Raw genomic sequence first — 24,407 nt, forward strand, 5'->3', positions numbered from 1 at the left:
TTTTCTTCGCCTGCGGGACAAGCGCCCGCGGGCGCTTCCCGATCTTTCACGAGTTGACCGGCCTCCGGCGTGTCGAAACGACCACCGCTGCAGGCCCGACGAGGATTTTCGCCATGAGCAAACCCCGCGTACTCATTTCTGACGCCCTTTCCGAAACCGCTGTCGCCATCTTTCGCGACCGCGGGGTGGAAGTCGATTTTCAGCCGGCTCTCGGCAAGGACAAGGATGCACTGATCGCCGCCATCGGCGAGTATGACGGTCTCGCCATCCGCTCCGCCACGAAAGTGACCGACAAGGTGATCGCCGCCGCCAACAAGTTGCGGGTCATCGGCCGGGCCGGCATCGGCGTTGACAACGTCGATATCCCGGCAGCGACCGCCAAGGGCATCATCGTGATGAACACGCCCTTCGGCAATTCCATCACCACGGCCGAGCATGCGATCGCCATGATGTTCGCCTGCGCCCGCCAGATCCCGAAGGCCGACGCCTCGACCCAGGCCGGCAAATGGGAGAAGTCGAAGTTCATGGGTGTCGAGATCACCGGCAAGACGCTCGGCATCATCGGCTGCGGCAACATCGGTTCCGTCGTGGCGCGCCGTGCGCTCGGGCTTTCCATGCGCGTGGTCGCTTATGATCCGTTCCTGTCGGAAGACCGCGCGGCCGATCTCGGCGTGGAGAAGGTCGAGCTCGACGAGCTTTTCCGGCGTGCCGATTTCATCACGCTGCACACGCCGCTCACCGACCGGACCCGCAACATCATCAGCGCCGATGCGATCGCCAAGATGCGCGACGGCGTGCGCATCATCAATTGCGCGCGCGGCGGGCTTATCGACGAGCAGGCGCTGCGCGATGCGCTCGACAGCGGCAAGGTGGCGGCCGCGGGCGTCGACGTCTTCGTCCAGGAGCCGGCGAAGGAAAACGTTCTCTTCGGTGCGCCCAATGTCGTCTGCACGCCGCATCTTGGAGCTTCCACGATGGAGGCGCAGGAGAACGTCGCGCTGCAGGTCGCCGAACAGATGGCCGATTACCTGACGACCGGTGCGGTGACGAACGCTCTCAACATGCCGTCGATCTCGGCGGAGGAAGCGCCGCGGCTCACGCCCTTCGTCAAGCTCGCCGAGCAGCTCGGCTCTTTTGCCGGTCAGCTGACGGAGACGGGCGTGCGCCGGGTCCGCATCGAGTATGAGGGCACGGTCGCAGAGATGAACACCAAGGCGCTGACCTCTGCGGCGCTGACGGGCTTCCTGCAGCCGCTGCTGCAGTCCGTCAACATGGTCTCCGCGCCGGCCGCCGCCAAGGAGCGCGGCATCCAGGTGGAAGAGACGCGGCGCGAACAGCACGGCGCCTACGAAACCTATATCCGCCTCACCGTCGTGACCGACAAACAAGAGCGCTCCGTCGCCGGGACGGTCTTCGCCGACGGCAAGCCCCGCATCATCCAGATCAAGGGCATCAATATGGAGGCGGAGCTGTCGGAGCTGATGCTCTACATCACCAACAACGACAAGCCGGGCTTCATCGGCCGAATCGGCACGCTCCTTGGTGAGAACGGCATCAACATCGCCCGCATGCAGTTCGGCCGCGACTTCGAGGGCGGCAACGCGATCGCCCTCGTTTCGGTCGACCACAAGATCTCGCCGGAGCTGATGGAGGCGATCAACCGGATCGAGAACGTGCAGCAGGTGAAGCCGCTCGTCTTCTGACGCGCTTCGATGATCGATCGGCGGTCGGCTTAGCCGGCCGCCGTCATTCAGAGCCGGCGCCGCGATGCGGGGTCCGGCTCTTTTGCTGCCCGCCCGCCCCCGGCGCGGGCGGCGCTCACCGCCATGCCCTGCACCTCAGACAGGGCCGCCATCCGCTGCAACGCTTGACGGAAGGGGCCAAAGCAGGGCACTCGCGATAGGAATTCCTGAAAGACGCTGGACGCAGAAAGGCCTCGTGTCATGGCCAATGTGGTGGTTGTCGGCTCGCAATGGGGCGACGAAGGTAAGGGCAAGATCGTCGACTGGCTGTCGGAGCGCGCCGATGTGGTGGTGCGTTTTCAAGGCGGCCACAATGCCGGTCATACGCTCGTCATCGATGGCGTGTCGTTCAAGCTGAGCCTGTTGCCCTCCGGAGTGGTGCGGCCGGGCAAGCTTGCCGTCATCGGCAACGGCGTGGTGCTCGACCCGCACGCTTTGATTGCCGAGATCGACCGTCTCGCCGAGCAGGGCGTGACCGTGACGCCCGAGACGCTCCGCATCGCCGACAATGCGGCCCTCATCCTGTCGCTGCACCGGCGCCTCGACGGGTTGAGAGAGAATGCCGCCGCGCCTGAGGCGAAGATCGGCACGACGCAGCGCGGCATCGGGCCGGCCTATGAGGACAAGGTCGGCAGGCGCTCGATCCGGGTCATGGACCTTACCGAACCTGAGACGCTGCCGGCCAAAATCGACCGGCTTCTCGTGCACCACAATGCGCTTCTGAAAGGCCTCGGCGAGCCGGAAGTTTCGCGCGAGGACATCCTTGCCGAGCTCGAGGAAGTGCGCGAACGGGTCATCCCGTTCTGCGATACCGTGTGGGCGCTGCTCGATGCGCGGCGCAAGGCGGGCGATCGCATTCTCTTCGAGGGGGCGCAGGGCGCGCTCCTCGACATCGACCACGGCACCTATCCCTATGTCACCTCCTCGAACACGGTGGCGGGCCAGGCCTCGGCCGGTTCCGGGATCGGGCCTTCGGCTCTCGATTATGTGCTCGGAATCACCAAGGCCTACACGACCCGGGTCGGGGAGGGGCCGTTCCCAACCGAAGACAAAGGCGAGATCGGCAATTTCCTCGGCGAGCGTGGTCGCGAATTTGGCACCGTCACGGGCCGCAAGCGGCGTTGCGGCTGGTTTGATGCGGCGCTCGTGCGCCAGACGGTCAAGGTCTCCGGCATCGACGGCATCGCGTTGACGAAGCTCGACGTGCTCGACGGCCTCAACGAGATCAAGGTCTGCGTGGGTTATGAGGTGGATGGCCGCCGCGTGTCCTGGCTGCCGGCGGGCGCTGCGGCACAGGCACGGCTGAAGCCGATCTACGAAAGCCTCGAAGGCTGGCAGGAATCGACAGCCGGCGCACGAAGCTGGGTCGATCTTCCGGCTCAGGCGGTAAAATACGTCCGGCGCATCGAAGAACTTATCGAAGCTCCGGTCGCTCTTCTGTCGACGAGCCCGGAACGAGCCGATACGATCCTTGTCCGTGACCCATTTCAGGACTAAGCCTTGCCGTTAATCCACGGTTACACAGTTCTTCAAGCGTTATGCCCGATTACGTAGCGATCCTTAAACGCTCCATCGCCAGTCTTCCCGATGACGGGCCGGACATGCGCCAGGCGGTCTATGACCGCGCCCGCTCTGCGCTGGCGCGCCAGCTCACGGCTGTGGAACCTCCGTTGCCCCCAGAAGATATCGAAGGGCATCATGCGGCGCTTGAAGATGCGATCGCCGTCGTGGAGGAGGATTTCGCCGCCGCGAGTGCCGGCGTCGAGGAGCCCGACGAGGAGCCGGCACCACCGCCGCCACCTCCACCCCCTCCGCCACCACCACCACCTCCTCCTCCTCCTCCTCCGCCCCCGCCTCCCGCAAAAGAGGCGCCTCGTGCGGAGCCCCCGCACGCCCGGGCCGTGCCCCAATACGGGGAGCGCGATCTTCGTGGGAGCGGGTCTGTCGGCGGCGGTGTTGCTGGCGGCGATTTCGCGGGAAGCCGGGAGCCGAAGCGGCCGGACGCTGCGGCCGGGGCCGGACCTGCCGGTGCCCCCGTGCCGAATGTGACGTCCGAGGGCAAAGACGATTACCCCCAGGACGCCCGGATCGAGGATGCGGGTGTTGAGAACGGCGGTCGTGAGGACGACGCATCTTCTTCCCGCAAGTCGCGGTGGAAGAAGGAGAAAAAATCCAAGGCCAAGGACCAGATCAGGGACGAGGCCGTTGCGGCTCCGCGCCAGGACGACGGTTCGGAGAAGGTGCGGACATCGCGTGCGCCGGCTCTGATTGCGACCGTCCTCGTTCTGTTGATCGCACTCGGCATCGGGGCGGTCGTCTATTCGCAATGGGATACGATCGTCACCGCGTATGATGACGTCTCCGGCCAGGTCTCCTCCGATGAGACGGCGCAGGGCACGGCTTCGGGGAACGCCGAGGACACTACGTCCTCGTCGCCTCTGACGGGTCTGATCGAGAGCCAGGGCGAGCGCGTGGAAGGCAAGGACGAGGATCGCCTCCTCTCCGGGCCGGAAGCCGAAACGCCCGGTGCCGGACCTTCCACGAGCCAGGACGAGCCGATGGATGCGCCTCTCGACGGCGCGCCGGCAGATGAAGGTCTGCCTGACGATACGGGCGAATCAGACGGTGCTGGTCTGCCGGCCGACGAGACCCCGCCGGCAACGCCAGGGACGCCGGACGAACTCTCCGAGACGGCGCCCTCCAACGATGATGCCGCGGGACAGGCCGCGAGCGGTTCGCTCGTCGGGCAAAGGGCGATCTTCTACGAGCAGGGCGCAGACGGTGCCGCCGGCAAGGCGGTGAACGGTGCCGTGTCGTGGTCGACGGTTCAGCGAGGAGACGGAGGTGCCGCCATTCAGGCGAAGATCGACGTGCCGGAGCGTGATGCCGAGGTGACGATCACCATCTCCAAGAACAATGACGTCGCCTTGCCCGCGAGCCATCTCATCGAGATCGCCTTCACAGGTTCGCTCGACGACACGGTGGCTGTGCAGCGGGTGCCGGCCCTGGTGATGAAGCCCAACGAGCAGGCGCGCGGACAGCCGCTTGCAGGCGCTGCCGTCGACGTGACCGGGGATCTCTACTGGATCGCGCTTTCCGACACGCCCGATCAGGTGGAGCGCAATCTGGAACTTCTGCGCAGTGGTTCCTGGTTCGACCTGCCGATCCTGTTCGAGGGCGGCAAGCGGGCCCTGATCACCTTCGAGAAGGGTATTCCGGGCGACAAGGTGTTTGAGAATGTGATGCAGAGCTGGGGCGATTCCTGATCGCCCCAGCCTGCGCGGCATTTGCCGGACGGACCTTTACCGAACGGCCTGGGCGTAGCTTTCGAGCTCCGGCACGGTCTCGATCAGCCCCTGGTCCTTCATGAATTCCGCAAACCGCTGATAGCGGCCGGCGTCGAAGGCGCCGGGGCTTTTCGAAAAGCGGGCGACCGTATCCATGAAGGCGCGTCGGTTGAGCTCGTCGCCGAGATCGGGATGCGCCTTCGTGAAGATCTCAAGCGCTTCCTCGGGATGGTTCGTGAGATAGAGCGTGGCGTGCTCGATCGCCTTCAGAAAGCGCGGCAGCCGGTCGTCGTCGAGCTTGTCTGAGCGCGCGATGAAGATGAGCTCGTCATAAGGCGGCACGCCGTGCTCTTCGGGATAGAAGGCGCGGCCGGGCTTGCCTTCGATGTCGAGCTGGTTGAGTTCGACATTGCGGAAGGCGCCGATGACGGCGTCGACGCGGTCTGCGAGAAGGGCAGGCGAGAGCGCGAAGTTGACGTTGACGAGATCGACATCGTCGAGGCTCACGCCACTTTCCTCGAGCATCATCTTCAAAAGCACGTCTTCGAAGCCTCCGACCGAGAAGCCGACCGTTTTGCCTTTGAGGTCGGCGAGCGTCGTCACATCGCTGTCTTCAAGCACCACGAGCGAGTTGAGCGGCGTCTCGACGAGCGTTCCGAAGCGCGCCAGCGGCAATCCCTCGGCAATCTGGAGATAGAGGTTGGGCTGATAGGAGATCGCGACATCACCTTCGCCGGCGGCCACGAGCCGCGGCGGGGCGCTCGGATCGGCCGGCGGGATCATCTCCACATCGAGGTCTTCCTCGGCGAAATATCCCTTTTCTTGCGCGACGACGAGCGGTGCGTGGTCGGGGTTCACGAACCAATCGAGCAGCACGGTCAGGTGGTCGGCGGCCGCGGCGGGAGACGCGGACAAGATGAGCGCCAGAAGCGCCGGGCGCAGGCGGTCGAGCATGGTCATTTCCTCTCTTTTGGGATGGTCTCGGAGTTTCGGGTGTCGTTTCAGGCGATACTCGCTTCTCCCGGCACCCAGCCAAGGAGGCGGCGCAGGAAGAGGTCGATCAGGGCGCGCAGCAGGATCGCCATGGCGGCGAGCAGGAAGAGGCCAACGAAGACGCGGTCCGTTTGCATGCGGGCATTGGCCTGCAGCATGACGAAGCCGAGGCCCGCGGACGCGCCGACCCATTCACCGACCACGGCCCCGATCGGGGCGATTGCGGCGGCGACCCGCAAACCGGAGGCGAGGGCCGGCAAGGCTGCCGGAATGCGGATGTAGCGGAAGGTGTCGCGACGCGAGGCACGGTTGAGCCTGGCGAGATCGAGAAGCCCCGGATCCGTGCGCTTCAAGCCGTCGGCAAAAGAGGTCGCGACCGGAAAATAGATGATGAGCCCGGCCATCACGACCTTGGACGCCATGCCGAAACCGAACCAGATGACGAGAAGCGGCGCGATGGCGAAGACCGGAAGCGCCTGGCTCGCCGCCAGGATCGGCATGGCGAGCCTTTCAAGCGCGGGAGAGGCAACGACCAGGATCGCGGTCAGCGCTCCGACCAGCGCTCCGACAACGAGCCCGATGACGATTTCCGTCGCGGTGACGGCGGCGTTGCCGAGATAGTAAAAGGGGAGGGCGGAGAAGGCCGCCACGAGATCGCTCGGCGCCGGCAGGATGAAGCGCGGCACGCCGGTTGCGCGCACCAGCCCTTCCCACAAGGCCAGGAGCGCGATCGCGATTGCAAAACGGATTGCGAGAATAGCCAGCACGCGCCCCTTTCATGGCAGAGATCATGCGTGCTGGAGAGACTGAGGCCCGTCCCTTCGCCGGCATGATCCGGATCAGGTTCAAAGGGTTCGGCCGCCATCACGGCCATCTCAGCGCGGTTTGTCCGCACACCCCTCGGAAAGGCCCACCATAACTTTCCGGCCGAGGCTTGCAAGCCGTCTCAGGGCTGCCGCTGGGGCGCGTTTGCGGTCCCAGGTGCGTGACAAGTTTGTCGCAGAGGGATAGAGGCGGGGAAATGCGTGTCCTCTTTGCCCCTTTTCGTTGGCTTTTCGATCAACCCTATCTGCTCTTGACGCTCACCTCGCTCTTCTGGGCCGGCAATGCGGTGGTCGCACGGGCGGTGATCGATGATTTCTCACCGATCCTTTTCGCTCAGCTGCGCTGGGGCGGGGCGGCGCTGTTGATCCTGCCTTTTGCCATGAAGGCCCTGCGCACGGACTGGCCGGTGATCCAGCGTCATCTCGGCGTGCTGACGCTGATGGCTTTGTGCGGCATCACGCTCTTCAACACGTTCCTCTACTGGGCGCTCGAATATACGACGGCGCTCAACGTCGTGCTTCTGCAGGCGACGACGCCTCTTGCCATCGCGCTCGTCGTTTTCATGCTCTTCCGCGAGCGGCTCACCGCCGGCCAGCTTGCCGGCATCGTCGTCTCGCTGATCGGCGTCGTGGTCATCGTCTCGCGCGGGCAATTGCAGGTGCTTGCGCATCTGCGGCTCAACCCGGGCGATGTGATCATGCTGCTCGACGTCGTCATCTATGCGACCTATTCCGCGCTCCTGAAGCGGCGGCCACCTCTGCACTGGCTGAGCTTCCTCGCCATCACCATCGGATGGGGCGCCATCATGCTCCTGCCGGCAAGCGCGCTCGACCTCATGCGCGGCGGCCATATCGACATCAATACGGCGAGCCTTGCGGCGCTCTTCTACGTCGCCGTCTTTCCCTCAGTGCTCGCCTATATCTGCTTCAACCGGGGTGTCGATCTCATCGGTCCGAACCGGGCGGGACCATTCTTCCATCTGGTGCCGTTCTTCGGCGCCATCCTCGCCGTCTTCGCTCTTGGCGAGACCTTCACCTACGCCCACGCCTTCGGCGGCGTCTGCATCCTCGCCGGCGTCTTCCTTGCGAGCCGGAGGCAGCGGCTCAAGAATCGGGTGGAGCCGGAGACAAGGCTCTCTTAAGCCTCGTCACATGGACGCCAAAACCTTCCCCACACGACGCACTTCCCCCGCGCCTGCCGAGGCCTCTCTCGATCTCGGCAGCCTGACGCTTCTCGTCCTTCTATCGCTCCTGTGGGGCGGCTCGTTCCTGTTCATGCGCGTTGCCGGAGCGGAGGTGCCGGTCTTCACACTCGTGCTCTTGCGCGTCGGCATCGCCGCTGCCGCACTCTGGGTCGTCATCATCGCTTCGGGACGGCGCCTGCCAAGCCGCGGCGGGATCTATCTGCGTGCGCTTTTGATGGGGTTTCTCAACAACGCCGTGCCGTTTTCGCTGATCACCTTCGCGACGGTCGAAATCGGTGCGGGTGCGGCCTCCATCCTCAACGCGACGACGCCGATCTTCACCGTTCTGATCGCGCATCGCCTGACGGCGGACGAGAAGATGACGACGAACAAGGTCGCGGGCGTCGTTCTCGGCTTTCTGGGTGTTGCCGTGATGATCGGCCTGCCGGCCCTTCGCGGGCTGTCGGCCGATTTTCTGGCCGTTCTGGCGATGCTTGCAGCGGCGACGTCTTACGGGTTTTCAGCCGTCGTCGGAAAAGGATTTCGCGCGATCGACCCGGTCGTGTCGGCGGCCCTGCAGCTTTCCGCATCGACCCTGTTGATGGTCCCGGTCGCGTTCCTGGTCGACCGGCCTTTCGCCACGGCAATGCCCGGCATGAGCGCGATCGTTTCGATCCTCGGCCTGGCACTTCTGTCCACGTCCTTAGCCTATGTGCTCTTTTTCCGGATTATGGCGCGCGCCGGCGGCACGAACGCGATGCTCGTCACGCTTCTCGTCCCGGTGAGCGCGGTGACGCTCGGTGTCGTGCTTCTCGGAGAAAGCCTGTCGGCGGGGCAGTTCGCCGGCATGGCGATGATCGGCGCAGGGCTCGTCGTCTTGGACGGACGGGCCCTGCGGCGGCTGCGGGGCGGTTGACGCGCCTCGCGGGTGAAGCGCGGCGCGGTTAAGCGCTTGGGCGGGGTGCTCCGCCTCAGGCGTCGGCGAGGAGACGCTGCTGGGCGCCGCGATCGCGTTCCTTGGAGGCACGGATCATCGCCTTCTGCACCTTTTCGAAGGCCCTGACTTCGAGCTGGCGCACACGCTCGCGCGAGACGCCGAACTCGCCCGAGAGCTCTTCCAATGTCAGCGGTTCATCGGAGAGACGACGCGCCTCGAAGATCCGCCGTTCGCGCTCGTCGAGCACCTCGATCGCATCCTTCAGCATGGCGCGGCGTTGCTGGAGTTCGTCCTGGGCGATGAGGTTCGTCTCCTGGCTTTCCGTCTCATCGTCGGACAGCCAGTCCTGCCATTCGCCGCCTTCGCCTTCATTGGCGCGGATCGGCGCGTTGAGCGAGGCATCGCCGGACAAGCGCCGGTTCATGGAGATGACCTCCTCCTCGCTGACATTGAGACGCTTGGCGATCGTTGCCACCTGCTCGGGCTTCAGATCGCCTTCTTCCAGCGCGGAGATCTGGCTCTTGGCCTTGCGCAGGTTGAAGAACAGACGCTTCTGATTGGCGGTCGTGCCCATCTTCACGAGCGACCAGGAGCGCAGGATATATTCCTGGATCGCGGCGCGGATCCACCACATCGCATAGGTGGCGAGACGGAAGCCCTTGTCGGGATCGAAGCGCTTGACGGCCTGCATCAGGCCGACATTGCCTTCCGAAATGACCTCGCCGATCGGCAGGCCATAGCCGCGATAGCCCATGGCGATCTTGGCGACGAGGCGCAGATGGCTCGTCACCAGACGATGCGCGGCATCGCGGTCGTCATGCTCCTGATAGCGCTTGGCGAGGATATATTCCTCTTGCGGCTCGAGCATGGGGAATTTGCGAATCTCGTCGAGATAACGAGACAAACCGCCTTCGGCGGTGGATACGACGGGGATGTTGCCTGTGGCCATCGGGATTGCCTGTCATCAAAAGAGTCGACACTGGGAGGCGCCGCGGAGCGGCCGCATCCTGTGCACTCGTGGATTGTCTCGGAGCAGAGCTTTTGACCCCGCCTGTCTAACTTTTGTCACGTCCTGGGTTGCGTCAAGCCTATCACGGCTCTCGCGATGCTTCCTAATTACGGCCTTGTAAGGCTTCAGAAGGCTTTCTTAAGGCGTTCAGAAGTGTCTCGAAATCGCTCGGCAGGTCCGAATGGAAGAGCACGGTCTCGCCTGTTTCAGGATGGCGAAAGCCGAGCGAGCGGGCATGCAGGGCCTGGCGGAAGAGGGCGCGAAGGGCGTCGGCCGCGTCCGCGGGGAGCTTTGCGACCTTCGACTGAAAGCCAGAGCCGTAAAGTGCGTCGCCCAGAAGCGGGTGGCCGATATGGGCCATATGCACGCGAATTTGATGGGTGCGACCCGTTTCCAGGCGACAGGTGACGAGACTTGCGAGCCCGTTCTCAAAGGTTTCTTCCACCCGGTAATGCGTGACGGCATGACGGCCGCTGCGGCGGACGGCGCGTTTTTCGCGGTTCTTCGTATCGCGGTCGAGCGGGGCATCGACCGACCCGGCGCGCAATTGCGGCACGCCCCAGACGAGCGCGCAATATTCCCGTTTCAGCGGCCCCTCGCGTCCGTGATCGGCAAATTGCGCGGAGAGATCGCGATGGGCGACGTCGTTCTTGGCGATCACCAGAAGGCCGCTCGTGTCCTTGTCGAGGCGATGCACGATGCCCGGACGGCGAATCCCGCCGATGCCGGAAAGCGTGTCGCCGCAATGGTGGAGGAGGGCATTGACGAGGGTTCCGTCGTGAGCGCCGGGGGCGGGATGGACGACCATGCCCGCAGGCTTGTCGACGACGACGAGATGGTCATCCTCATAAACGATCGCAAGCGGGATCGCTTCCGGGCGCGGGGTGGCTTCTTCCGGCTCCGGCAGATCCACTTCGACGGTCTCGCCGGGTTTGACCCGGTAGTTCGGCTCGTCTAATTTCCGCGCGCCGACGCGGACATGGCCGTCCTTGATCAAAGCCTTGAGGCGGCTGCGCGACAGACGATCGGCGCGGGCAGCCAGAAAGGCATCGAGGCGCAGGCCGGTTTCGTCCGGCTCCACAGTGTAATCCAACACGCTTTCGTGATCCTTCATGACGCCTCACGCATCCGCCAAAGAGCGCCCCGGAAAACTGCCGCCGGTGGGCGACGACGACGAAAAGCCTCTCGATCCGGCCGCAGAAAGAGTGCGCCGGCGGCTCGTCCGCCTGTTGATCGTTTCGTTCGGGACCATGGTTTTGGGCTTTGTCGCCGTGTTCGGCGCAATAGTCTACAAGCTCGGTCTCTTCGGCGCCCCGGCCGGGACGGGGCCGAGCGTCGCCGAAGTGCGGCTGCCGGCGGGAGCCACCGTCACGTCGGCCGCGCTTGACGGCGACAACATCCTTCTGCGGATCAGCGGAGAGGCGCGCGGCGACGGGCAGGAGGGCCGGGGCGAAGAGCTTCTCGTCCTCGATGCGGCGAGCGGCGAAATCCTGCACCGCGTCAAACTGCTTCCAGGCGGCTGAGAGGGCCGCTCGGAGGGCCGTTCAGAGGGCTGTTGCGAGCGGTTGGCTGAGGGCAGGGTCCGTGCCTGCCGGAACAGGCGGCAAGACCCGCACGCGGCGAGAACCGCAGGCGGCAAGACGCGCACCTAGCAAGAAATAGTGGCACGCTGCGGCCCTTGCACCTTGTCGTGCCGCTGATCTTTTGCGCCTTCCATGGCTGCGATGGTCTTGCACCTTTCGGGGCTGGCGGGGGAGCGCGCCTTTTGCCGTCAATTTGCTATCTTCTGCGGGGCGCTTCGTCGGCGCGGGGGCCGGGTGGACCGGACGGTGTCCTGCCTCGCATACGGGATTTTGATTTCTCGTCCCGTCGCCTCTTGCATCGCCGCGCGGGTCATGCCACATAGCGCCTCCGATGCTTCGCGCGGGCGCTTTCGCCTGCCAGGCTGACGCCGCTGCTCCCTTCGTCTAGCGGTCTAGGACGCCGCCCTCTCACGGCGGAAACAGGGGTTCGATTCCCCTAGGGAGTACCAGCGCCTAAGTCCTTGATGCGGGCATTTGGCATTGGATTTTCGGCCGGGCGCGGCATTTCCTTGCGACCTTCCTGCGCCTTCGAACCAGGCTCGCGCTTCATGGGCTGGCGTTTGCCTCACCGCACGCCCACGGCTTCATCGGACTGCACGTCATCGTCTCCGGGACGGTCTCCACGATCGCGTTCCTGCGGCTCCGAAGCGGTTCCTAAACGGTGCGATCTGCCTGTGCGTGGCAGCGCGGCGCGCTGGACGGCGCGCGCCGGACGCCTGGTCGCGCGCCGCGTGGTCCATCCGCGGTCATCCTCGGCCCTGTCGCTCGTTTTGCGTCAGGGAACCATCGGCCGTGTGTGCTCGCACCTGTAGGAGCTTTTCGTGCGCAAGGCCGATGTCGTCCTGCCGCTCCTGAGGAATGTGGATGTCGAGAATGCGGGAGAGATCCCGCAGGCAACCGGCGAGAGCCTTCGCTTTGCGAGTGTTCTCGATTGAGCGGTGAAATCGCTTTCGGCGTCCTTCATTCGGGCCGACAGTGGAGCTGGACCGTGAATGGCTTAGCAATCTCTGCCACATCGGCAATGGAGACAGGCTCAAACGTGTCGGAGGAATAATCGGGCTCGATGCCAGCAGAGGCTAAGAAATTATCGATAAGCGAGGCCTTGAGCGCGAAGTTGACCTTCTGAGGAAGGGTGCCGGCGATCTCAAGCGTCCTCAGTTCATCAAGCTTGCTGGTGACAAGACCCACGATGTTGCCGCTACGGTCAACAAGCGGCCCTCCGGAATTGCCGGGCTGAATTGGTGCGCTGATGCGGAGGATTCGGCTATCTCCGCCCAATCCGCTCAGAGCATTGACGTTGCCGCCCGTCACTGTGAGCGTGTCGGCCATTGCAATAGTCAGCGGATAGCCGAGCGCCACAATTTCCTCACCGAGACGGACGGGTCCTCGTCGCAGCTTTGCTGAGGCTCCGCTCCTTCCACGGCTCTGCAAAACGGCGAGATCGTTCGTCGCATCGGTTCGAAGAAGAGAGGCCTTTCCATACCCGACAATCTCAATCGAACCGCAGCCTTCGACGACGTGGCCGGCCGTAACGACATGGCTTGCGTCCACGAAAAAGCCGCTGCCAAAGCCTTGATGTGGCTCGGGCGTGTTCGGCGCGATGCGTGGGGATGTTACCGGCTGTGCCGGGCTTGCTCGGGGGCTATTCGTGATGCGTGTGTCGCTGACCGACAGACTGTTCGACATCGCGATAGCAAGCGGGCTGAATACTGCGTCGACCTCCGGGGTCCAGGCGAGCGAGAAGCCGCGAGTCTCGAACCGATCACGCTGGAAGCGTGTATAAAAGACCTTGCCGTGTGTCGTGCCGCTGATGATGAAGAAGCTGGGCTTGATCGTCGAGTAGCCGACGTGGCGGGTCGCCTTTTCAGTAGTCAGGCGATCAAACAGGACCGTGTAGGATGTTTCGTCAACTGGAATGCTCACCGTTTCCAGTTCCACCGCGCCATTCGGGCTCTCCCAACGGCTTCCCCGCGAAGTAGATCCCGCGGGACGGAGCAAGGCCGTGGGAACGCCCAGTGTTAGCCCGGTCGCGGCGTCATCGATGAAACGAAAGCCTGTGATAGCCCAAAGCGCAGCGGCTTCGGAAACCAGGGATTCTCGCTCGGGCGGAGAGAGAATCCCATCCCTTGGCAAGCCGTGTCGCGTCTGAAAGCTGATGATTGCTTCGTAGGTGCGTCGTCCGAACAGGCCGTCCGCGAGTGCGACGTATTTGTCGGTGAACATTAGCGAAAATTGCAGGACCAGACGGTCGTCCTGATCGAGCGAGCGGAACCACGTCCTGCTCGTCGTATAGTCGGCGAGTGCAGCAGGGGTGAAAACAAGACACAGTAGAATGGATGCCATGAGGCGCATCAGAAATGTTAATCCCCTGCGTCCAACTTGGCTGGCAGCTTATCGAGTGCACATGGGCAATCCAAGTTTTTCGATGCCACAGATCGCGGCCTTTGAGTCAAGTGTTTGGGACGCAGGGTTTACACAAGTCGCGACTTGATGAGATTTGCGTGGCGCTGATCCTTATGGGAAGAAGTTGATGTGGACGATGCCGGGTTGGATGCCCGTCGTCATCGGTGCCGCGATGATCTGTCCGCCTTCATAGGGAACTGCGTAGCCGCCTTCGCCGTAATCGGCGAAGGGCTCGACGGAGGCGATGTTTGCGCCTGCCTTGCCGGCGAAATGGCCCGCCAGTGATTTGCTCAGGGCCATGCCGTCTCCGGCGCCCATGACGATGATGCTGCAATGGTCGGCGATGCTGGAGAAGCCGATCTTGACCGAGGCGTTGATGCCGTCGGGGCCGGTGAAGCTCGCATATGTGATCGTTCCGGCGTTCGTGCCGGATTGATTGCCGAAGGTTTTGGAGGCCGCAAGGGCGTCGATCGCGTTCGTCAGGTTTCCGCCGTTCGCGAGGCAGTATTGCTCGAAATAGGCGGCCGCTTGAGCGGGGCGGCCGTTCAATGCGGCAGGATCGGCATTTGCGGACGAGATGGTTCCAGCCAAAGCGAGGCCGGCCAGGCCCAAGGCGATCTTTTGCATCATGAAGTCATGTCCAGTCGGGCTGAGTGTGGGGGGTTGAGCGCCACCGTCCGGGTAAGGGGGCGGCGGGTCGTGAGGCGGGAAGCGGCGTGATCGATCCGTCTCCGCCACCAGAGGTGTCGCGCCGGCCGGCCTGGGGGCCGGACATGTGCCGCGGGCGGTGGCTCTCGGGGGAGGTCTCACCTTGGAACGGAATTAAACGGCGCGCCAGCGTTCGGGCAAGAGAGAGGCTTCGCCGAGGCGGATCTTGCCGGCCAATCTTTGTGGAAATCCGAAAGGATCATGGAGCAAGCGCTGCGGTGTCCCGCCGGTGTGCAAGCTACCGTTTTCTCCCCAGCCGCGGGGCGCGATGGAGGCTCCTCCGACCTCACGTGCCGGTTCTTTTCGTGTGGCGTTGGCGGCTATGCAGGTCACGCGGCTTGACGCCAGGGAAATGTTCGGCAAACCCTTCCGCCCGCATCCGAAATCGGCTTTCGCCGCTTGCCGTGCGTTTCCTCCCCTCAAGGCTCCCGGTGCCTTTTATGCGTTCCTCTCTCCCCCGCTCCCTGATCATCGTTGCCGTCTTCTCGCTTTTGTCCTTTCTTCTCGGCTTCGTGAAATTCGGTGGTGCGAGCTCCATCGCGCTCGACGCTTTTCCCTCCTATTTCGTCGCCGGCTTCTATGGTCCGCTTCTCGGCGCGCCGGTTGCCGCGGTGGCGCATCTTCTCTCCGCTGTTTCGGGCGGCTTTCCCTTTTCGGTGCCGGTGCATCTCTTCATCGCGTGCGAACAGGCGCTCTGGGCGTATCTCTTCGGTGCCATCCTGCGCTATTCCAACAATGTGTGGTTCCTGATCGTCGCCATTCCGGCCGGCATCGTCTGCAACGGCTATGTCGGGCCGACGCTGATCGGCTGGGTCTTTCCGGCCCTTGAAGCGCCGGTGAGCGGGCTCATTCCGGTTCTCCTCGTTGCGAGCGCGGTCAATGTGGTGCTTGCGGCGGCGGCGATCCTCGCGCTGCGCAAGACGCCGCTCGGCCATATGTGACGTTTTCGGGGATGCATCTTCGTATCCAAGCCGGCACGGCCGAGATTGCCGGCCACGCCTTCTCGGTGCCGCAAGGCATCGATTTCGAGGCGGGCGAGATCGTCTATCTCGATGCCGCTTCCGGCGAGCGCCCCTCCTTGTTCCTGGAGCTCTTGTCGGGGCTTGCCCGCTTTTCCCGTTATTTGCAGCCGGTCGAAGGCCGGGCGATGGTGCGGCGCCCGTTCCCGGTGCGCGGGCTCGACCTCTTTTCTTACGAGCTTTCGGACGGCTCGCGTTTCAAGCTCACCATGTCGGACGAGGATTGTCCGGCAGGCCGCAATTTTCGTCTCCACCGCGCGCAGACGATCGGCTTCGTTTTCGGCGAGCCGAAGCAGTACAGCGTCGGGCGCAACGTCGCCGAGGAGATCCGATATTCCTTCGCGGCTCTCGGGCGGGAGGCGCCTCCAGACTATGCCGTCTTCGAGAAATATGGGCTGACGCAGATCCTCGCCCATCCGACGCAATCCCTTTCCGGCGGCGAAAGCCATCGCCTCAATATCGCCTGCGTCGTGGAAACCGGCTCGCCGTTTCTGATCCTGGATTTGAGCGCCGCCAATCTCGACCGAGATTTCAAGACGTTCCTGAAGGGGCTGCTGAAAGAGATCCGGGAGAGCCGCATCGTGCTCATCTACGATGGCGGGCGGGGGGATTTCGTCGATCTGTGCAGCCGCGCGGTGACGATTTCGGCCGCGAGGGTGGAGGAGGTCGATCTCGCAAGAGTTCAAGCCGCGTTTGCCTCGCGTCCGACCCTTCTCCTCACCGATACGGCAGGCGAGGGTGCCAACCCCGTTCTCGTTGCGGAGGGGTTTTGTCATGCGGGCCTGGCACGGCCGTTTTCCGCCGTCTTAGGGGAGGGCGAGCATGCCCTCTTTCTGGCCCCGAACGGAACGGGCAAGACCTCACTTGCCCGCGGCCTCGTCGGCATCGGCACTGGTCATCGCGGCCGGCTATGGCGCCGGGAGGGGAGCCGGATCGCCGCCACCTTCCAGTATCCCGACCGTCTGCCGGTGCATCTGACGGTGGGCGAACTCGACCGGGGCGGGGTCTTCCGCTCCCATTTTCCAAAGGTGGGGCGGGATGTGCGCGTCGCCGATCTTCCTCTTTCCCGGAAGAAGCTTCTCTATGTCCTCGCCTTCCTCGCGATGCCGCTCGAGATTCTCATCCTCGATGAACCCTTCGCCGGGCTCGACCGGCCGGAGATGGAAATCCTGCTGGCGCAGATCAACGCGGCAAGCGGGCTATCGGCCATGATCTTCAGCCATGAGGCGGAGATCGAGGCCGAGACGGTCCGCCATCTCTTATGATCTTCTTCCTCACCCTTGCTTTCGCTTGCGGCGCGGCCACCAATGTCGGCGACTTCGTTGTGCCGGCGCTTGCCGTGGTCGTGCGAAGCCTCTCTTGGCGCAGGCGCTTCAGGCTGCCGACCTATGCGCTGCTTCTTCCGGCGATCTCGGCTTGTGTCCTCGTCGCGTCCGCCTTCGGCGTTTCGATTGTTCGAGGCGCCACGCCCGCCGCGGCCTTCGACATGCTCGCTGGCGACTTCCTGTTTCTTCGCATTCCCTGCGCGATGCTTCTTCTCCTCGTCTTCGTGCACAACAACCGAGACGAACTCGTCGATTTTTTGGGCCGTGTGTCGATCGTCAATTACGTCGTGCATTTCATGGAGAGGGCGCAGGACGTGCTGGCCGAGGCCATGCGAGAGACGAGTTACACCGCCGATGCGCTGGAGGCGGCCATGCCCGCCGATCGCGGCCGCGGGCCGATCTCGGCGTTGCGGCGCCTGTCGCGGCGGATCGATACGCTCATGGTCTTCCTCGTGATCTACGTGGAGCGGGTGACGACGGTGATCGAGGCGCGTGGCGTGCTGCCGCCGATGCGCCGCTGGCGTGATTATGGCGGCGGGGCCGAGATCGTTGTCGATTGCTTCGTCTGCGGTGCCTACCTCGTCTGGATCTGGGGGCCAGATGTTGTCCGCCAAATGGGCCGAGCGGGCGGTCTCGCGGGCTGAAGGCGCGCTGGCCCGATCCTTTGCACCGCAATCTCAGAAGATGGAGCGTCCGCGATGCGAAGCTGAGGTCCGTGAGGTGTCGGCGATCCAGGCATTCGGCTTGCGATCGAGCGCGGAGAGGGGCGGGCGGTCTATGTCCAGCCATCCTCGATCAATCGCGAAGCGGACGATATCGGCCCGGCTTTGCAGAGACAGCTTTTGCGCCGCGCGACGCTTATAGGTCTCGACAGACTTTGGGCTGACACAGAGCTTTCCGGCGATCTCCTTGATGCTGAAGCCGAAAGCGGTGAGCTTCAAAGTCTCTTCTTCCCGCCGGGTAATCTCCGTCTCCTCGCTATCATTCTCGCCTTCATTGACACAGGGCAGCAGTTGCGTGGCGAGGCAGGGGTCGATGTAGCGCCTGCCGGAGAGAACGAGACGCAACGCGTCGATGAGGTGGCGTGCCTCGGAGCTCTTGAGCACGTATCCGGTGACGCCCAGCGCAAACACACGCTGAAGAATGCGTGTGTCCGCATGCATCGTGTAGGCGAGGACCGGAAGAGACGGCGCCCGTGCGATTGCCTCCGGCAACCAGGCGCCTTCTGCGGCACCGGGCAGAGAGAGGTCGGCGACGAGCGCGTCGATTGTGCCGCTTTCCGCGAGCGCCAAAGCCTGTTCGGCGGTGCGCGCCTCGCCGGAAAAAACGAGCCCTTCTTCAAACTCCAGCGCGGCACGGATGCCGGCAATCACGCAGGGATGGTCATCCACGACGCCTATTCGGTACGATTTCGCAGCTGCTTGCATCGTCTTGTGCCTCCAGGGAGATGGAGAACCGAGCATTCTGCCCATTCAAGGGTCGGATCTCGACTCTGAGTGGTGAGAATTCTTCTCTAGTCTTCTGTATGGCGGTCGAAAAAACGAAGTCTTCTAATGAGCCCTCTGGGTTTCCCCATCCGTCTTTAAAATTTGCTTCAATATGAACCGCAACTTTAAATCGGTCTATGGCTGAGAGGCTGACTGCGACAAAGGCATCGTCGTGCCTGAGACAGCGGGCCGCGGCGACCACCTGCTCGATCGCTCGACCCACCACGAGGCAGAAAGGCAGGCGGAAAAAGCCGGCGCTTTCTTTCGATGAAAGAAGGTAGATCTGCAAATGATGGCGGGCGGCGATGACCGGAGCCATCGCGCGGACGAATTCGTCAAGAGATATCGAGCAGGAATGAGAAGTTTGTGCCGCAGAATAGATGCGCTGGATGAGCGGAGAAAGCTGATCTACGTCGTGGCCGATACCTGTGATCAAGTCGTCATCGGCGTATTTTCGTGTCAACTGAAGCAGCTTGAGATTGAGCGAACTAAGAGACGTGCCGACGACGTCGTGCAGCAGTGATATCTCCTCGCACAGCGCGCATTCCTGTTCCGCTTTCATGCTTCCCCCTGAGCAGAGGCACGTTCTGCGTGTGCCTTGGATGCTCCGTAGGAAGAGATTATTCTAATTAAAAGTTAGAATCTATATATTTTTGCGAGTTTATTTTGTATCTTCAGGCGTTTCGTATTCTCATCCATCGGCGGAGGGAGGAGGCCCGCTGGCGTTTTTCTCTTTGTTCGCACGCAGATGACGTTCGAGCTCGGGCAGGAATTGCCAGAGGTCGCGGTTGAGCTCGGTCATCTCGCGGGCCGCTTCGTTCATTTCGTCGAGGCGCCGGTCATCAAGCGGGCGCTCGCGTCCAAAACAGATGCGGCCCCGCTTTTCCTCGATGCGCATCAGGTTGGTGTGCGTGATTTCGCCGAGCTGGTCGACCGCAAACATGGAATGGTTGAGCTCGTTTCGCAGCTTCGTCGCCGCTTCGAAGCGTTTCACGAGAAGCTTCAAGCGCTTGGCAATGGCTTCATCGCGGAGCTTCGCCTTGGCCAGCCTGTTGACGAGATCGAGCCGCGCCCGCGTGGTGTTGAGGGTTCCGAAGACGATCACCGAGGTTGGGTGGTCGGTTTCCATCAGCAGCATGAGGACGTGGACGAAAAGGCTCTCGTTGTTCGACCAGTTGAGCACCAGATTGCCGATGGTGGCGAAGATACGCATCCGCCGCTCCTGCAAGCCGCGGGGCGGGGCGGAGAACGCCTGGAAGGTGGGTGGCTCCGGAAGACGCGAATCAGCAGCGGCGCCGTTTGCCGGATAGGTATCGTCCACCGATGAACCTCCTTGAGTTTATCCCTTAGATGGTAAGCTCTGAATCAGCCAGATACAAAGTCAATGCAGCATAAAGGGTGGTATGTCAGGTTATTCCTGACATACTTTGGGGTAATACCCGTTATCGCTATAGGAATAACGCTGTCATGTCAGGATTTTTTACGCGGAAACGGGGAATTTCCTGAGAGACAATTTGCCTCCATCTCGCTCACCATTGACGCAGTTGCTGGATGTTCCGGCAACCGGACCCATCAGGGTTCCGACCAACGCGAGAGGCTGTTGAAGCCGTTCAATCCGCGTAGATGACGGATTGCGGTTCCAGGCTGTCTCTCGACCAGAGGGAAGTGAAAATGGCTACTGACCGTAACAATCTGGCATTCGCCAATGCCGGCGTCGCCGGCGCGTTCCAGGACAGCTGGGGTAACGGCGTCGATGCGTCTGTGACGAACCAGGATTTCGACGTTCTCAGCAACAACGATGCGAGCGACGACGATAATCTTGATCTCGACGATCAGGACGTGATCGACATTGACGACAACGACGGTGGCGACGACATCGACGTCGCGGTTCTCGGTTCCGGCAATTCGAGCACGACCGATATCGATACCGACGAATCCTATTTCAGCGGGAATGAGTCGACCTATACGTCGGACACGTCGGTCGACGTCTCCAATGTCGGCAACGAGACGTTCTCCTCCGACTTCAGTTCGGACGTCTCCTCGACCAACACGTTCAACTATTCCGACGATGACGTGAACACGACCGGCAGCAACAACACTGCGAATGTCGGCGTCACCGACAGCTTCAACGAGACGCTCGACAACGTCGGCAACTGGTCGGACACCGATATCCACACAAAGATGGAGCAGATCTCCGACAGCGATCTCGTCGATGTCGATGGCCTTTGCGGCAATATCGACGACCTCCTGTCGCTCGGGGGTGACGGCAACGTCTTCGCTCTGGATCAGGTCCAGACGATGATGGATAGCGATTTCGTCGCCAATCCGACCGTCACCAACAACGGCCATCTCGATCAAGCGGCGTACAACATTGACGGCGGCTACGCAGATGCGACCTCCGGCGTCGGGAATGTCGACGGTGCCAGCGATGTCGGCGGCAACGCCAATGCCGGCGCGGACGCTCTCGCGGATCTCAGCGGCTTCGACCAGAGCATCAGCATGGGCGGCAACATTCAGTACGCCAGCATGAATCTCGATGTGGTCGGCGGCAGCGCGGACTCCGACATCATGGGCGACGACACCTGATCGCATGCGCACGGCTTCGGCCGGTCACGCATTCTTTCAACATCCGCTTGTGGGCATCGCCCTAAACGCTCCGGCTGTGCCTGCGCGAGCGACGATTTTCAAAGGAATACGCTATGTTTAACTTCAATCCGGCTCCTCCGGCGCCCGAAGAAAACAACACCGGCAGCACCAGTGCCGGCGTTGTGGGTGCGTTCCAGGACAGCAGCCACAACTTCGTCGACGGCTCCGAGAGCAATCTGAGCTCCTCCTTCATGAGCGGCAACGATCTTTCGGATGACGACAACCAGGACATCGACGATCAGGACGTGGTCGACATCGACGACAATGATGCCGGCGACGACATCGACATGGCGGTGGTCGATTCCCTCAACACGTCCTCGTTCTCGGTGGACAAGGACGTCTCTGTCGGCAGCGACAACACCAACACGGTGTCGAAGACGGTCGACATCGACGTGGAGGATTCCGGCAATTCCTCGGTCACTATCGAGAAGTCTTTGGACTTCACCGAGGAAAACACGACCAATTGGTCGGATGACGATGTGAACACGACGAACAGCGGCAACACGCTCAACGTCAGCATCGACGATGTCGGCAACAAGACGCTGACCGATTCCTTCAATGCAAGCTCGCATACCGAGACGTTCAACGAGTACTGCCTGGACGACAGCGATCTCGTCGATCTCGACGGGCTCCAGGGCCGTATCGACGACATCTTGAGCGTCGGCGGAGACGGTAACGTCCTCAGCGGCCTGCAGGATCAGCTCCTCACCGACAACGATCTGGTGATGAGCCCGTCTGTGTCGAACAGCGGCTGGGCTTCCGTCAGCCAAGATGCCGGGTGCATCGATGGCGGCTGGACCGATTCCGACGCAACCGTCGGAAATGTCGGCGGCGACAGCGACGTCGGTGCGAATGCGACGGCCTCTGCGGATGCCTCGGCCAATCTCTCTGCCTTCGGCCAGACGATCGAAACCGGCCTCAACACGCAGTATGCGCGCATCGATACGAGCGTCGTGGGTGGTTCCGACGACGGCGATATCGCCGGCGACGACGCCTGATCAGCCGAGCCAGCTGAATGGTGTTCGAAGGCTGAGGAGACTCGAACTTCGAGCGACACTGACACTGAGAGCCGCGCCATGTCGCGGCTCTCTCTGCCTTAACTCGGTCAGAATCTCGGAGCCAGGCCGTGCGTGCCAACGCCGTCGCAGAAGCCATATCCAGATTCATGGGGTTCTTCGAACCGGTCGATGAGACCGCGAAGATCCGCATCGAGCATCCCGACTTCGATTTCGGGCACCGTCCGGTCGCGCTGAACCCGGATGCGCCGGGAACGCTTGCCCATGTGGCCCCGGAAGATGGACCTGCGGGCGGGGGAGGTGTTTCGCTGCGGCTCGGCGGATATCCTTCCGTTTCGGTCGATCCGGCCGGACATCATTCGGCGTCCGTGCCGTCGGGCCATGGGGCCGAGCCCGTCTTTTTGAGCGATAGCGGCCCGGTTTTCTTGCGGCCTGGTGAACCGGCCGGCGTCAGCGCGCCCGGCGCCTTTGCCGAGCCGGATGTGCGGGCGGTCTACAACGAGGCTGTCGATTCAAGCTTCGGCGTGGTCCGTCAGCACGCTGTGCTCGACGACAATGATCAGCTCTCGCTGGTCGATGGGGTGGACCCCGTCTCTCTCGTCCCCGATGCGGGCGAGGACCTCCAGACGATGATCGATGCCGCGCAGATATGGCGCGAAGAGATCTGGCGCGTCGAGACATCGGGCAGAGATGTCGCAGAGGAGAACTGGAACGGCGAGACCGGCGGGCTGCACGACCCTTCTGAGATCCGCGAAGCGCTTCTCACCTCGGCCTATCACGATCCGGAACGCGCCGGGCCAGTCCCCGGCCATGACGGCGCTTATGTGAACGGGCAGCCATCGAGCGCGTATCCGACGGTCAACGAGATTTTCGACCGGCTCGGCCTCGGCGACGACGATGCCGACGAAGCCCCGATCGATCCCCTCGACGCGGTGGTGACGGCGGAGATCGACCTCGGCCACAACACCGTCGTCAACGAAGCGACCGTCCTCCAGGCCGACACTTTCGCCCGCACGACGATCGTCATGGGCGATTATTACGAGACGAATGCGATCAATCAGCTGACCGTGCATCTCGATGTCGACGAGCGTCCGGCTGGCGTCGGGTTCGATGGCACAGGCAGCTCTTACACGGATGCCTACAACGTCGCGGTTTTCGAGCGCAGCGATGGCGTGACACCCGGGCCCGCCGATCCCGCCGGCTACTTCGTGCCTTACGATTACGAGGTGGATGTCATCGACGGCGACCTCGTCACCTCTCGCTTCATCGAGCAGATCCGTGTCGTGTTGGATGACGATCAGGTGGTTCTCACCTCGGTCAGCGAGGATACGACGATTGAGACGGGTGGGAACGTCTCATATGGCGCAGTCGATTTTTCAGCCCTTCAGGATTTCTACGATGTCATCATCTTCGGCGGCAGCGTTTATGAAGGAAACTACATCGACCAGGTGAGCATCCTTCTCGACAATGATTACATAGCGCCCGGGGCGGCCGCCGGCGGCAGCATCTCAAGCTCCGGAAATCTTCTCTACAACTTCGCCTCCATCGAAAATATCGGCGGGACCGATTTCCGCCCGGTGTCTGAGACGATGTCGGATCTCGTGTCAGCCTTCGGTCGCGGCGAGGATACTTTCGATCGCGCTCTCGGGGAGCCGCTCGATTTTCTCGGCAGCTCGCATCTGCGCATTCTCTACGTGACCGGCGACCGGGTCGAGCTCACCCATCTCAAGCAGACGACCATCCTCTCCGATGCCGACACCGTCGATTATGCGCGGAAGACGGCGGCCGAGCTTGTCAACAAATCCGGGTCGGACGTGCCCTGGCATATCGAGACCGGCGGCAACGCCGTCGTCAATGCAGGCCAGATCATCGACTACGACACGGCCGGTTCCGTGCGCTTCCTCGGCGGGGACTACTACTCCGATTCCATTCTCGCGCAGGCGGATCTCGTTCCGAGAGGAAACATGTCCGTCTTCGACACGGCAAAGCTTGCGCCGGAAGTGATCGCCTTCACGAGCCCCGACATCGATGTGCCTGACGAGGAGGGCGGTTTTGCAATCCACTCATACGACATGCCGGGCGATGGCCTGGCGAGCTTTTTCGGGTGAACCATGAAGTTGATGTCCACGGAAATGTCAGGTGGAGGCAGCACCGGCGATCTCGTCGAGGATGCTGCGCTCGCGGGGAAGCGAGCTTCTGTGCAACAGCCGCAGGCCGCGGCGCCTGCCTCGTCTGACGCGTCAC

At 62.7% G+C, this 24,407-nt stretch carries 21 protein-coding genes, 1 tRNA gene and 1 riboswitch; of the genes, 13 read left to right on the forward strand and 9 right to left on the reverse strand.

Features of this window, described 5'->3' with window-relative positions; genetic code table 11:
* Positions 1-113 precede the first annotated feature (113 nt).
* The 3 genes from serA to BLP76_RS18885 all read left to right on the forward strand — a co-directional run bounded on the left by serA (position 114) and on the right by BLP76_RS18885 (position 5,008).
* Positions 114-1,703 carry a phosphoglycerate dehydrogenase gene (gene serA, locus BLP76_RS16030; RefSeq protein ID WP_092815696.1) on the forward strand — a complete coding sequence of 530 codons (1,590 nt, stop codon included), beginning with the start codon at positions 114-116 and terminating at the stop codon, positions 1,701-1,703.
* A 240-nt stretch (positions 1,704-1,943) separates the two neighbouring features.
* The gene (locus BLP76_RS16035) at positions 1,944-3,239 is read left to right on the forward strand and encodes an adenylosuccinate synthase (RefSeq protein WP_092815699.1); all 1,296 of its coding nucleotides are present in this window, start codon (positions 1,944-1,946) and stop codon (positions 3,237-3,239) included.
* Between the two features lie 41 nt (positions 3,240-3,280).
* The gene (locus BLP76_RS18885; RefSeq protein WP_176579652.1) at positions 3,281-5,008 is read left to right on the forward strand and encodes a hypothetical protein; all 1,728 of its coding nucleotides are present in this window, start codon (positions 3,281-3,283) and stop codon (positions 5,006-5,008) included.
* Positions 5,009-5,044: 36 nt separating this feature from the next.
* Here BLP76_RS18885 and BLP76_RS16050 read toward each other — a convergent pair whose 3' ends face one another.
* Entirely contained in the window at positions 5,045-5,989 is a 945-nt protein-coding gene (locus BLP76_RS16050; RefSeq protein WP_092815705.1) for an ABC transporter substrate-binding protein, read from the reverse strand.
* 41 nt (positions 5,990-6,030) lie between these two features.
* Positions 6,031-6,789: an ABC transporter permease gene (locus BLP76_RS16055; protein WP_244514630.1), complete on the reverse strand. Its 759-nt coding sequence runs from the start codon at positions 6,787-6,789 to the stop codon at positions 6,031-6,033.
* Between the two features lie 32 nt (positions 6,790-6,821).
* Positions 6,822-6,933: riboswitch (TPP riboswitch) on the reverse strand.
* Between the two features lie 110 nt (positions 6,934-7,043).
* Between BLP76_RS16055 and BLP76_RS16060 the strand changes: the two genes are divergently transcribed.
* Together BLP76_RS16060 and BLP76_RS16065 are read left to right on the forward strand one after the other, a co-directional pair.
* Complete coding sequence (locus BLP76_RS16060) at positions 7,044-7,988, forward strand: DMT family transporter (protein WP_092815707.1); 945 nt, start codon at positions 7,044-7,046, stop codon at positions 7,986-7,988.
* A 10-nt stretch (positions 7,989-7,998) separates the two neighbouring features.
* Positions 7,999-8,946, forward strand: a complete 948-nt coding sequence (locus tag BLP76_RS16065) for a DMT family transporter (RefSeq protein WP_092815709.1) — start codon at positions 7,999-8,001, stop codon at positions 8,944-8,946.
* A gap of 55 nt (positions 8,947-9,001) precedes the next feature.
* On the opposite strand, the gene rpoH is transcribed toward BLP76_RS16065, so the two are convergent.
* On the reverse strand, positions 9,002-9,916 hold the full coding sequence (gene rpoH / locus BLP76_RS16070) for an RNA polymerase sigma factor RpoH (RefSeq protein ID WP_092815711.1): 915 nt from the start codon (positions 9,914-9,916) through the stop codon (positions 9,002-9,004).
* A gap of 163 nt (positions 9,917-10,079) precedes the next feature.
* Complete coding sequence (locus tag BLP76_RS16075; protein WP_092815714.1) at positions 10,080-11,090, reverse strand: RluA family pseudouridine synthase; 1,011 nt, start codon at positions 11,088-11,090, stop codon at positions 10,080-10,082.
* Between BLP76_RS16075 and BLP76_RS16080 the strand changes: the two genes are divergently transcribed.
* Positions 11,089-11,499 carry a hypothetical protein gene (locus tag BLP76_RS16080; RefSeq protein WP_139163762.1) on the forward strand — a complete coding sequence of 137 codons (411 nt, stop codon included), beginning with the start codon at positions 11,089-11,091 and terminating at the stop codon, positions 11,497-11,499. The genes BLP76_RS16075 and BLP76_RS16080 overlap by 2 nt on opposite strands.
* A 433-nt stretch (positions 11,500-11,932) precedes the next feature.
* Positions 11,933-12,008, forward strand: a tRNA-Glu gene (locus BLP76_RS16085).
* Between the two features lie 511 nt (positions 12,009-12,519).
* Here BLP76_RS16085 and BLP76_RS16090 read toward each other — a convergent pair.
* Together BLP76_RS16090 and BLP76_RS16095 are read right to left on the reverse strand one after the other, a co-directional pair.
* Positions 12,520-13,911, reverse strand: a complete 1,392-nt coding sequence (locus BLP76_RS16090; RefSeq protein ID WP_092815719.1) for a serine protease — start codon at positions 13,909-13,911, stop codon at positions 12,520-12,522.
* A 162-nt stretch (positions 13,912-14,073) separates the two neighbouring features.
* On the reverse strand, positions 14,074-14,592 hold the full coding sequence (locus BLP76_RS16095; protein ID WP_092815722.1) for a hypothetical protein: 519 nt from the start codon (positions 14,590-14,592) through the stop codon (positions 14,074-14,076).
* Between the two features lie 518 nt (positions 14,593-15,110).
* On the opposite strand from BLP76_RS16095, the gene BLP76_RS16100 reads away from it, so the two are divergent.
* The 3 genes from BLP76_RS16100 to BLP76_RS16110 are packed head-to-tail and all read left to right on the forward strand — an operon-like array spanning position 15,111 to position 17,658.
* Positions 15,111-15,611: an ECF transporter S component gene (locus BLP76_RS16100; protein ID WP_092815725.1), complete on the forward strand. Its 501-nt coding sequence runs from the start codon at positions 15,111-15,113 to the stop codon at positions 15,609-15,611.
* 11 nt (positions 15,612-15,622) lie between these two features.
* Positions 15,623-16,954 carry an ABC transporter ATP-binding protein gene (locus BLP76_RS16105; protein WP_092815728.1) on the forward strand — a complete coding sequence of 444 codons (1,332 nt, stop codon included), beginning with the start codon at positions 15,623-15,625 and terminating at the stop codon, positions 16,952-16,954.
* Positions 16,951-17,658, forward strand: a complete 708-nt coding sequence (locus BLP76_RS16110; RefSeq protein ID WP_092815731.1) for a hypothetical protein — start codon at positions 16,951-16,953, stop codon at positions 17,656-17,658. The genes BLP76_RS16105 and BLP76_RS16110 overlap by 4 nt, the downstream gene beginning before the upstream one ends.
* A gap of 33 nt (positions 17,659-17,691) precedes the next feature.
* Here BLP76_RS16110 and BLP76_RS16115 read toward each other — a convergent pair whose 3' ends face one another.
* The 3 genes from BLP76_RS16115 to BLP76_RS16125 all read right to left on the reverse strand — a co-directional run bounded on the left by BLP76_RS16115 (position 17,692) and on the right by BLP76_RS16125 (position 19,822).
* Complete coding sequence (locus BLP76_RS16115) at positions 17,692-18,405, reverse strand: response regulator (protein ID WP_170130505.1); 714 nt, start codon at positions 18,403-18,405, stop codon at positions 17,692-17,694.
* The gene (locus BLP76_RS18650; protein WP_139163763.1) at positions 18,398-19,063 is read right to left on the reverse strand and encodes a hypothetical protein; all 666 of its coding nucleotides are present in this window, start codon (positions 19,061-19,063) and stop codon (positions 18,398-18,400) included. Before BLP76_RS18650 ends, BLP76_RS16115 begins: the two co-directional genes overlap by 8 nt.
* A 129-nt stretch (positions 19,064-19,192) precedes the next feature.
* Positions 19,193-19,822, reverse strand: a complete 630-nt coding sequence (locus BLP76_RS16125) for a hypothetical protein (RefSeq protein ID WP_092815740.1) — start codon at positions 19,820-19,822, stop codon at positions 19,193-19,195.
* 350 nt (positions 19,823-20,172) lie between these two features.
* On the opposite strand from BLP76_RS16125, the gene BLP76_RS16130 reads away from it, so the two are divergent.
* The 3 genes from BLP76_RS16130 to BLP76_RS16140 all read left to right on the forward strand — a co-directional run bounded on the left by BLP76_RS16130 (position 20,173) and on the right by BLP76_RS16140 (position 24,271).
* Entirely contained in the window at positions 20,173-21,087 is a 915-nt protein-coding gene (locus BLP76_RS16130) for a hypothetical protein (RefSeq protein ID WP_092815743.1), read from the forward strand.
* Positions 21,088-21,200: 113 nt separating this feature from the next.
* Positions 21,201-22,145 (forward strand): hypothetical protein, encoded by a 945-nt coding sequence (locus BLP76_RS16135; protein ID WP_092815746.1) that lies wholly within the window; start codon positions 21,201-21,203, stop codon positions 22,143-22,145.
* A 167-nt stretch (positions 22,146-22,312) separates the two neighbouring features.
* Positions 22,313-24,271, forward strand: coding sequence for a hypothetical protein (locus tag BLP76_RS16140; protein ID WP_092815749.1), 1,959 nt, complete (start codon positions 22,313-22,315; stop codon positions 24,269-24,271).
* Positions 24,272-24,407 lie beyond the last annotated feature (136 nt).

The organism is Afifella marina DSM 2698, from assembly GCF_900102695.1.
Classification (GTDB): domain Bacteria; phylum Pseudomonadota; class Alphaproteobacteria; order Rhizobiales; family Afifellaceae; genus Afifella; species Afifella marina.

Coding starts and splice junctions, on each gene's coding strand:
- rpoH (WP_092815711.1), bottom strand. CDS start 9,916: ATGGCCACAGGCAACATCCCCGTCGTATCCACCGCCGAAGGCGGTTTG.
- BLP76_RS16090 (WP_092815719.1), bottom strand. CDS start 13,911: ATGCGCCTCATGGCATCCATTCTACTGTGTCTTGTTTTCACCCCTGCT.
- BLP76_RS16110 (WP_092815731.1), top strand. CDS start 16,951: ATGATCTTCTTCCTCACCCTTGCTTTCGCTTGCGGCGCGGCCACCAAT.
- BLP76_RS16080 (WP_139163762.1), top strand. CDS start 11,089: ATGACGCCTCACGCATCCGCCAAAGAGCGCCCCGGAAAACTGCCGCCG.
- BLP76_RS16075 (WP_092815714.1), bottom strand. CDS start 11,090: ATGAAGGATCACGAAAGCGTGTTGGATTACACTGTGGAGCCGGACGAA.
- BLP76_RS16050 (WP_092815705.1), bottom strand. CDS start 5,989: ATGACCATGCTCGACCGCCTGCGCCCGGCGCTTCTGGCGCTCATCTTG.
- BLP76_RS16035 (WP_092815699.1), top strand. CDS start 1,944: ATGGCCAATGTGGTGGTTGTCGGCTCGCAATGGGGCGACGAAGGTAAG.
- BLP76_RS16130 (WP_092815743.1), top strand. CDS start 20,173: ATGGCTACTGACCGTAACAATCTGGCATTCGCCAATGCCGGCGTCGCC.
- serA (WP_092815696.1), top strand. CDS start 114: ATGAGCAAACCCCGCGTACTCATTTCTGACGCCCTTTCCGAAACCGCT.
- BLP76_RS16060 (WP_092815707.1), top strand. CDS start 7,044: ATGCGTGTCCTCTTTGCCCCTTTTCGTTGGCTTTTCGATCAACCCTAT.
- BLP76_RS16065 (WP_092815709.1), top strand. CDS start 7,999: ATGGACGCCAAAACCTTCCCCACACGACGCACTTCCCCCGCGCCTGCC.
- BLP76_RS16100 (WP_092815725.1), top strand. CDS start 15,111: ATGCGTTCCTCTCTCCCCCGCTCCCTGATCATCGTTGCCGTCTTCTCG.
- BLP76_RS16135 (WP_092815746.1), top strand. CDS start 21,201: ATGTTTAACTTCAATCCGGCTCCTCCGGCGCCCGAAGAAAACAACACC.
- BLP76_RS16095 (WP_092815722.1), bottom strand. CDS start 14,592: ATGATGCAAAAGATCGCCTTGGGCCTGGCCGGCCTCGCTTTGGCTGGA.
- BLP76_RS18885 (WP_176579652.1), top strand. CDS start 3,281: ATGCCCGATTACGTAGCGATCCTTAAACGCTCCATCGCCAGTCTTCCC.
- BLP76_RS16105 (WP_092815728.1), top strand. CDS start 15,623: ATGCATCTTCGTATCCAAGCCGGCACGGCCGAGATTGCCGGCCACGCC.
- BLP76_RS16140 (WP_092815749.1), top strand. CDS start 22,313: ATGGGGTTCTTCGAACCGGTCGATGAGACCGCGAAGATCCGCATCGAG.
- BLP76_RS18650 (WP_139163763.1), bottom strand. CDS start 19,063: ATGAAAGCGGAACAGGAATGCGCGCTGTGCGAGGAGATATCACTGCTG.